Annotated in this window: 5 protein-coding genes; 4 read left to right on the top strand and 1 reads right to left on the bottom strand. The window is 63.2% G+C overall.

Annotation, left to right across the window (positions count from 1 at the left end; all coding sequences use genetic code 11):
* Positions 1-88 precede the first annotated feature (88 nt).
* Together ACMO6A_RS10350 and ACMO6A_RS10345 are read left to right on the top strand one after the other, a co-directional pair.
* Positions 89-1,678, top strand: a complete 1,590-nt coding sequence (locus tag ACMO6A_RS10350; protein ID WP_114519561.1) for an MBOAT family O-acyltransferase — start codon at positions 89-91, stop codon at positions 1,676-1,678.
* Positions 1,679-1,686: 8 nt separating this feature from the next.
* A complete protein-coding gene (locus ACMO6A_RS10345; protein ID WP_114519560.1) occupies positions 1,687-2,655 on the top strand; it encodes a DUF362 domain-containing protein in 969 nt (322 codons plus the stop codon).
* Positions 2,656-2,863: 208 nt separating this feature from the next.
* Here ACMO6A_RS10345 and ACMO6A_RS10340 read toward each other — a convergent pair whose 3' ends face one another.
* Positions 2,864-3,781: a diacylglycerol/lipid kinase family protein gene (locus ACMO6A_RS10340; RefSeq protein WP_114519559.1), complete on the bottom strand. Its 918-nt coding sequence runs from the start codon at positions 3,779-3,781 to the stop codon at positions 2,864-2,866.
* Between the two features lie 176 nt (positions 3,782-3,957).
* Between ACMO6A_RS10340 and ACMO6A_RS10335 the strand changes: the two genes are divergently transcribed.
* Together ACMO6A_RS10335 and ACMO6A_RS10330 are read left to right on the top strand one after the other, a co-directional pair.
* The gene (locus tag ACMO6A_RS10335) at positions 3,958-4,836 is read left to right on the top strand and encodes a glucose 1-dehydrogenase (protein WP_114519558.1); all 879 of its coding nucleotides are present in this window, start codon (positions 3,958-3,960) and stop codon (positions 4,834-4,836) included.
* A gap of 165 nt (positions 4,837-5,001) precedes the next feature.
* Positions 5,002-6,951: metallophosphoesterase family protein (locus tag ACMO6A_RS10330; RefSeq protein WP_418471215.1), on the top strand; the 1,950-nt coding region annotated here is incomplete at its 3' end.

Raw genomic sequence — 6,951 nt, 5'->3', positions numbered from 1 at the left:
TCGGTTGAGGCCGTATGCTCCCTGATGGCGCGCCTGCAAGCAGAGCAGGCTTAGCCTGCGCGAATCGCTCGAGTAGGGAATCATTTTAATGACGTCGTACTATTCCGCCCTTTTCTTCACGGCCTTTTTGCCGATTACGGTCATGTTGTACGGCATGGCGCCAAGGCGCTTTAGGTGGGCGGTGCTCCTGCTGGCCAGCTACGGCTTCTTCTTCGCGCTCAGCGGCGCGCTTATCGCGTTCGTCGCCCTGTCGACGGCAGTCGTGTACGCGTGCGCCCGCATGATGGGCGCCAACCTTGAAGAGAAGAACCGGCAACTGGCGACAGCCAGCTCGGGCAAACGCGAGATACGCGAGGCCTGCAAGCGGAAGAACCGCCGTATCGTCTTCGCGGCCGTCGTCGCCAATATCGGCATTCTGGCCGTCCTGAAATACTCGGGGTTCTTCGGGCTGTCGCTGGCTTCCGCGCTGGCGGCGTTCGGCATTTCGATCGACCTTTCCATCCCCAGCTTCGCATTGCCCATCGGGATATCGTTTTACACGTTGATGGCCGTTTCATACGTTGTGGATGTGTATCGCGAACGCACGAAGGCCGACAAGAACCTTGGGCACGTGGCGCTGTTCCTGGCGTTTTTTCCAGGAATCATGGAAGGACCGCTCAGCAGATACAACGACGTTGCGCCCAGCCTTATCGCGGGCGAACCGCTTAATCGAAAGAACCTGTACGCCGGAACCTTGCGCATTATGTGGGGCATGGCGAAGAAGATCATCGTCGCGGACCGGCTGAACGCGTTCGTGAAGCCGGTGTTCGACAATTACGGTTCGTACGACGGAGGCGTCATAGCCTTAGCTGCGATCCTGTACACCATTCAGCTGTACTGCGATTTCTCAGGAACGATGGACGTCGCCCTGGGCATGGGCCGCGTGTTCAACGTAACGCTGCCCGAAAACTTCAGGCAGCCGTTCTTCTCCCGCACCGCCTCCGAATTCTGGCAACGTTGGCATATCACGCTGGGCCTGTGGTTCAAAGACTACGTGTACTACCCTATCTCGTTGTCCAAGCCATGCAAGATGCTGACGACCAAGGCGCGCAGGCGTTTCGGAAACAGATACGGTCCGCTTCTGGCAAGCTCCGTTGCGCTGTTCTGCGTGTGGATCGGCAACGGCTTGTGGCATGGCGCCGGCAGCCAGTACATCTTCTTCGGTTTGTACTACTTCGTCCTGATCATGGCGGGCGGCTTGATCGAGCCTCCATGCGCGCGTGCGGCGCAGCACTTCGGCATCGACCGCAATAGCTGGCCTTATCGAACGTTCCAGACCGTCCGGACGCTGGCGATCATCTTCGTCGGCGAGCTGTTCTTTCGCTCTAACTCGCTTGAGGCGGGGCTTGCCATGATGGGACGGATTGCGGGCGATTTCACTATCGAAGCCTTTACGACGGGATCGGCGTTGCAAATCGGATTCGGCGTTGGCGACGGCCTCATAGTAACCTTGTTCATGATGCTGGTTCTCGCAGTAGGCGTAGTGAAGGAGCGGGGCTGCAATTTGTGGGAGTGGGCGACTGCGCAAAGCGCGCTCCTGAGATGGAGCCTCGTGATTCTTCTGTTCGTGGGAACCGTGACGTTCGGAGCCTACGGCCTTGGCTACACGCCGGTCGACCCGATGTACGCGCAGTTTTAGGAGCATGCATGAGAGCAGTGAAACTACGCAGCGCCTTCAAGGTGCTTGCGACCGCGGTTTTCGTGGCGGCTGCAACGCTCGGCCTTCTTTGGGCGGTATCGAGCGTCGTCCAGCCGAAAAACAACCAGAAGGAATTCGGCCAGGTTTCAGAAGCCGCCAACGGGATCTTCGGCGAGCCGGGCCGCTCCCTCGATGCGATATTCATCGGCGACAGCGAGGCGTACAGCTCGTTCTCCCCGTTGCAGATGTGGGAAGAGCATGGCTTCACCTCGTACGTAAGCGCTACGTCGGGTCAGCGATTGACGTACGGGTACCGATTGCTGGAAAAAGCGCTTCGTTCCCAAAAGCCCAAGGTCGTCGTATTCGAAACGAACTCCATCTACTCGCCGATCAAGCCGGATGACGCAGTTCTGAGCCTTTTCCAGAACAAGCTGCCCGTCTTCGAATACCACGATCGATGGAAGAGCCTGGATGCGCAAGACTTCTTAGGGAAGCCTTCGGCCACATGGAGCGACCCGCTGAAGGGGTTCGTCGTCAACCGCGGGGTGAATCCGGCCGACGCCGTCAATCACATGACGCCGAGCAGCGAGGCGCTGCCGGTAGACGTTGTGAACCGCCAGTACATAACCGCCATGGTCGAAGCTTGCAGAGCGAACGGCGCTACTCCCGTGTTCGTCAGCACGCCGAGCACGGTCAATTGGAACACGGCCAAACACAACGGCATGAGCGAGCTGGCCCGGGAACTCGGCGTCGACTATTACGACCTGAACGAAGGGCCCGACAAGGTTCCGATCGACTGGAGCACCGATACGCACGACAAAGGAGACCATCTGAACTTCGACGGCGCAACCAAAGTTTCGGCTTATATGGGAAAGCTCTTATCGGAAAAGTACGGACTTCCCGACCATCGTTCGGACAGCGCCTTTGACCGGTGGAACGCATCGCTTGAAAGATACAAGCAGCAGATTGCCTCCTAGGCAAACCATCTTCAAGGAGGCCAGCCCCCTTTGCGCCCCTCGCGAACAGCTCGACCGCGGATCCGCGCATCTTCCCGTCATGCTCCGGCGACGTAAAGAAGCCTCCCGCCTCTCGAACTTTGCTTCCTTGTCCAAGAAACGGGAGGCGGTTCATAGCGATGCCCTCGTATCATATTGCGCGAAGCCCTATCGTGGAGCGCACGTTTTCTCAGAAGGGCACGAGCACGTTCAGCGCGGCGGGCTCCACGGCGATGTCGAACGAGGTGCCCTCGATGAGCTCGCCGTCCATCTGGGCGGGAGGGGCCTCGTCGAACTCGAGGTGCAGCGTACGGCATCGGCGCAGCTCGATCTGCTTGAAACGAACGTGCTTGCCGCCTTTGGCACGCAGGAAGATGTAGAGGGCGCGCGCTGCGCCGACGGGCGGATGGGCGACGCACACGTCCAAGAGGCCGTCGTCGATGCGCGCGGCGGGGCAGATCTTGAACCCACCGCCGTAATAGGGCCCGATCTGCACGGCGAACGTGACGGATTCCGCCTCCACCGTCTCGCCCCCGTCGAACGACGCGCGGTAGCGCCGCAAGTCGAGATGATGCAGCAGCTGATCGACGCCGCTCTCCATGTACAGGACGGTTCCCGTGCGGCCCGTGCGCACGCGCCGCTCCATCGTGTCGAGCGCGATGGCGGCATCCAGGCCGAACGAGAGCGTTTCCACGAACCAATGGCCGTTCACGCGCCCTACGTCCGCAAGACGCGCCTCTGCCCTCAGCAGCTGGGCGCACGCCTCGTCAACCTTGTTCGAGACGCCCAGCGTGCGCGCGTAATCGTTGCCCGACCCTACGGGTATCACGCCGAGCGCCGGCCGCCGCGCAGCCGGGCGCCTCATGAGCCCGCCCGCCACCTCGTGGATGACGCCGTCGCCGCCCAGCGCGATCACCGTCGAGCAGCCTTCGGCGCGCTCGGCGATCTCGGAGGCGTGCCGCGGCCCCGCCGTGCGAGCGAGCACGACCGCGTCCTCCCCCAGCTGGGCACGCAGCAACCCGACGGCGCGCTGCGCCGCAGCCGCCCCGTTGCCGTTCTGAGCGGCAGGGTTCGCGATGAGCAGGATGGATCCCTCGGATGACAGCATGGGCGCCCTTTCGTCGTTGAAGCGACGAAGCGCGCCGGGCGCTTCGCGACGCGTCTATTATAGGCGAAGGAAACCGGCTGAAAAACCTCCGGCAACGCCTGACGACCGCCCGGAGGCGAACGAGGCCGCTGCGGCTACGATGCGGTCGAAGCAACCGATCCGAAAGGAGCACTTCGATGTCGGAACTCGTAGCATTGGAAACCCAAGCCCCGAAAGCGGGCTATGCCATGGACGACACGCGCGAGAACGTCGATCCCAAGCCGCAGTTGGAAAGCGACCTCTACCGGGCAGCAGGCAAGCTGGACGGCAAGGCGGCCCTCGTCACCGGTGGCGACAGCGGCATCGGCGCGGCCGTGGCCATCGCGTTCGCCAAAGAGGGCGCCGACGTGGCGATCGCCTACTACTCGTCCGACGACGACGCGCAGACGGTGGCCGAGCGCATCCGCGAACTGGGACGGCGCGCGCTCGTGTTCAAGGGCGACATAGGCGACGAGGCGTTCTGCCGCGATATGGTCGAGGGGATCGCGGCCGAATGGGGTCGCCTCGACGTGCTCGTGAACAACGCCGGAGAGCAGACGCCCGCCGAGAGCATCCTCGACTTGACCCAAGAGCAGCTGGTCCGCACGTTCCAGACCAACATCTTCAGCATGTTCTACCTGGTGAAAGCCGCACTCCCCCATCTGCCCGAGGGAGGAGCCATCGTGAACACCACGTCGGTGACCGCCTATCAGGGCTCGCCGAACCTGCTGGACTACTCGGCCACGAAGGGGGCCATCACCGCGTTCACCCGCTCGCTCTCCGAGAACGAAGACCTCGTAAGCCGCCGCATCCGCGTGAACGGCGTGGCGCCCGGGCCTATCTGGACGCCGCTGAACCCCGCCTCGTACGGGCTCGACAGCGACAAGGTGAAGCACTTCGGCGAGTCGACGCCCATGGGACGCCCCGGCCAGCCCTACGAGCTGGCGCCCGCCTACGTCTTTCTGGCCAGCGACGATTCCAGCTACGTCTCCGGCCAGGTGATCCACGTGAACGGCGGCACCGTGGTGAACGGGTAGACCTTTTTCAGCGCGGCGGGGCGCGTGGTTCGCGCGGTTCACCGCGCCTCGAAGGCTTCGCGAAATTCTTACCAGATCCTTTCCCTCGCACGACGTGCTTCTTGCGCGGGTCTTACGTGGCTCGCCTACGATTGAGCGCGTCATACCGTCGATCGAAAGGAAACCATGGATCCCCAACAGCTCGCGTCAGCCTACGACCGCGGCACATTCGGCGTGTCGCGACGCGCGTTCCTCAAGTTGGCCGCCGTCACCGGCGTGTCAGCCGCCGCAGGGATGCTCGTCTTTCCGGAGCAGCAGGCCGCAGCCGCGTTCACGCAGCCCGCAGCCCCGAACTGGCCGCCTTTGTCCGGCGACAAGATCCGCTTCACCGTGCACAGCGACACCCATGTCGGCGCAAGCCCGAACAACAACTACCGCGACAAGATCCCTGAAGCGTTCTCGGCCATCTACGCCATGGCACCCGACGTGGACGCGCATTTCTTCGTGGGCGACTCGGCCGACACCGGCCACCCGGACCAGTACGTCGAGCTCGCGCAACTGCTGAACGCTAACGCGCGCAAGCCGGTCGGCATCGTCATGGGCAACCACGAGTACTACAACTGGAGCGGCAGCAAGCAGAACGCCCAGGACGCGTTCAAGACGTTCCTAGCCTCGGAGCTGAACGTGCCCGGTTCGTTCCAAATGCCAGGCGGTGCGAACGAAGGCCAGGCGGATGCCGACTTCGCCGTAGGAGGCTACCACGTGCTGGCGGTCGCGCCCGAACCGGGCGGCTACGACAACAGCTGGTACGGAGCGAAGCGCGATTGGATCCTCGAACGCTGCGCGGCCGCGGCGGCGGAGGATCCGGCCAAGCCCATATTCCTGCTCACGCATCACCCTTTCCCGAACACCGTATGGTACTCGGGTTCGAACAGCTGGAACGGCCAGTTCGACGAGAATGCCAACACGGCGCAGTCCGGCGCGTTCTACCAGGAGCTGTGCGAGAAGTATCCGCAGATCATCCACTTCTCCGGCCACACCCACATCCCTATGGCGGACCCGCGCTCCATTTATCAGGACGACGGGTTCACGCTCATCCAAACCGCCACGTTCGCCAATAACTTCTGGATGGAAAACGACGGGCACGACGAAACCGGCAGCGCAGGCGGCCACCCGAACGCCGGCTGGGACGCGAATCAATGCGAACTCGTGGAAATCGACCCGGCGACCAACTCCGTGTCCGTACACCGACTCGACTTCCGCAGCGGATGCGCCCTCGGCGCACCGTGGGTCATCGAGCCGTCGAAGGGAACGACCGCCTTTCGCTACACGCACGCAGGCATGGCCGCGCGCAGCAAGCCGCCCCTCGTGCTGGACGGCGCCGAAGTAGCGGTGATCGAGGAGTCCGTCACGGCGAACGGTGCCTCGTTCAGCGTAAAGGCCGCCCGGGTGGCGCCCGACGCAAGCGGGCTCGAAGACGACATCGTCATTTCGTATCGCGCGGTAGTCGCCTTGGCCGAAGCGCCTGACACGGCGGTGTACGATGCGCGCTTCATGTCCGACTACTACAAGGCCGAGGCGAACCGCGCCGAGGTGTTCGAGCGTCCGCTGTTCGGCGCGGGGCTTGCCGAGGACACGTCGTACGTGCTGCGCGTGTTCGCCGCGAACCCGTTCGGGAAGGAGACGCTCGTCGGGGAGGCGGCGTTCCGCACGGCGGCCCGGGTCACGCCGGCTCTGGGCAACCCGCTGCTGTCCGTGGACTTCTCCACAGGAAGCCACGCAGATGCCGCGTTGGCGCCGCACAACGCCGTGCCCACCGGCACGCTGACCTACGAGAGCGATTCGTTCGGCGTGCCCGTAGCCGTGTTCGACGGCTCATCTGCCGTAGGATACGATTTCACCGCCGACGATTACGCGGCCATCGCGCAAGCCGAAACGATCGAAGTGCTGTTCCAATTCACGGCGAACCCGACGAGCGGCTACTTCGACTTGTTCTCCAGCGCGCAAGGCGCCGGCCAGGACCTCAGCTACTATGCGCCCCAGCTGCAGCACTACGTCAACACGGGATCGGGCTACCGCTGCACCGAAGCCACTGTGCCGCTGAACGCCTGGACGCACGTGCTAGCCACCTACGAC

Origin of the sequence: Eggerthella sp., assembly GCF_048329335.1 — a bacterium.
Lineage (GTDB): Bacteria > Actinomycetota > Coriobacteriia > Coriobacteriales > Eggerthellaceae > Eggerthella > Eggerthella lenta.
Note: the sequence above shows the minus strand (reverse complement) of the source record. Positions and strands in the feature narration are given on the sequence as shown.

What these genes read in the sequence shown, in the direction of transcription:
- ACMO6A_RS10350 (WP_114519561.1), top strand. Translation starts at nt 89, where the DNA reads ATGACGTCGTACTATTCCGCCCTTTTCTTCACGGCCTTTTTGCCGATT.
- ACMO6A_RS10345 (WP_114519560.1), top strand. Translation starts at nt 1,687, where the DNA reads ATGAGAGCAGTGAAACTACGCAGCGCCTTCAAGGTGCTTGCGACCGCG.
- ACMO6A_RS10340 (WP_114519559.1), bottom strand. Translation starts at nt 3,781, where the DNA reads ATGCTGTCATCCGAGGGATCCATCCTGCTCATCGCGAACCCTGCCGCT.
- ACMO6A_RS10335 (WP_114519558.1), top strand. Translation starts at nt 3,958, where the DNA reads ATGTCGGAACTCGTAGCATTGGAAACCCAAGCCCCGAAAGCGGGCTAT.